Source organism: Moryella indoligenes (genome assembly GCF_030812885.1).
Taxonomy (GTDB): Bacteria; Bacillota; Clostridia; order Lachnospirales; family Lachnospiraceae; genus Moryella; species Moryella indoligenes.
In genome coordinates this window covers 1-1,176 of sequence record NZ_JAUSTO010000043.1, presented here as the reverse complement: position 1 = coordinate 1,176, position 1,176 = coordinate 1, and the positions used below count along the sequence as shown (strand labels likewise).

The 1,176-nt window shown below is 50.5% G+C and carries 1 protein-coding gene; it reads left to right on the top strand.

All coding sequences use genetic code 11. The annotated features are described in order from the left end of the window. Nucleotides 1-31 precede the first annotated feature (31 nt). On the top strand, nt 32-1,060 hold the full coding sequence (locus J2S20_RS12075; RefSeq protein ID WP_307255574.1) for a tyrosine-type recombinase/integrase: 1,029 nt from the start codon (nt 32-34) through the stop codon (nt 1,058-1,060). The last annotated feature ends 116 nt before the right edge of the window (nt 1,061-1,176 follow it).

The window sequence follows — 1,176 nt, the reverse complement described above, 5'->3', positions numbered from 1 at the left end:
TTTTTGTACCCAAAATTCGAGGAGGTATACCATGACTATAGAAAAGCACGGCAGCAAGTGGAGAATCCGGGAGATGAAAGATGGTGTCCGATACTCCGTCTCCGTGGACTATAAGCCCACCAAAGCAGAAGCCAGAGCTCTGATAGCAGACCGCATCCGGCAGTTCGTGACTCCGACCGGAGCCGAGACGATAGAAAGCGCTGCAAAGAAGTATATCGCCCGCCGGGAGGCCACCAAATCACCCGCAACGCTGCGGGAATACGACCGGATTATCAAGAAACTTCCTCCGGCGCTGAAGGGTACCCGGCTATCCAATCTTAAGCAGGAAGATCTGCAGGGCTACATCGACGGTATGGTGAAGCAAGGGCTCTCTCCTAAAACAGTGATGAACCGCTCTGGGCTGCTAATCTCCGTTATCAAAGAACGACGGCCGGAGATAGCTTTCAATCTCAACTTTCCGCAGGCGAAAAAGCCGGAGTTCTACATCCCAGATGATGATGATATTAAAAAGCTGTACGATGCCGTCAAAGGGAGTGAGTTTGAAGTGGCCGTCCTGCTGGGAGCCTACGGACTGCGCCGATCGGAGATATGTGCTCTTACTTTAGATGATATCGGGGATGGAAGCATCCGGATAGAGAAGGGACGTGTCCAAGATCGTAATGGTGACTGGGTCGATAAAACCACCAAGACCACCAACTCCACCCGAACAATTATCGTGCCAACGGAGCTGACCGACCTTATCAAGAAACAGGGCTATGTCTACCGCCTCGCTCCCGGAAAGATCACAAACCACATGCGTAGGCAGCAAGAAAAGCTGGGCCTCAAGAAGTTCACCCTGCACAAACTCCGGCACTACTATGCTTCAAAGATGAGCTCGCAGCGAGCACCGGATGCAGTTATCAAGTATAGCGGAGGATGGAAAACAGACTATATCATGAAGCAAGTATATACTCATGCCATGCAGAAAGACGTAAAAGAAGAAGCTAAGAAATTCGGCGCAGAGCTGGGGGCAATTCTGGGGCAAAATGATTGCTCAGATCGCGATAAAAGCGTTTCATAGGTCGGCAGCGGCGCTCCATATATGAGCAGTCAAAGCTTTATAAACACTAGAAAAAAAGGAGCAACGGCCTAAAACCGTACTCCCTGATATACTGAGATACGCGGGACTCGAACCCG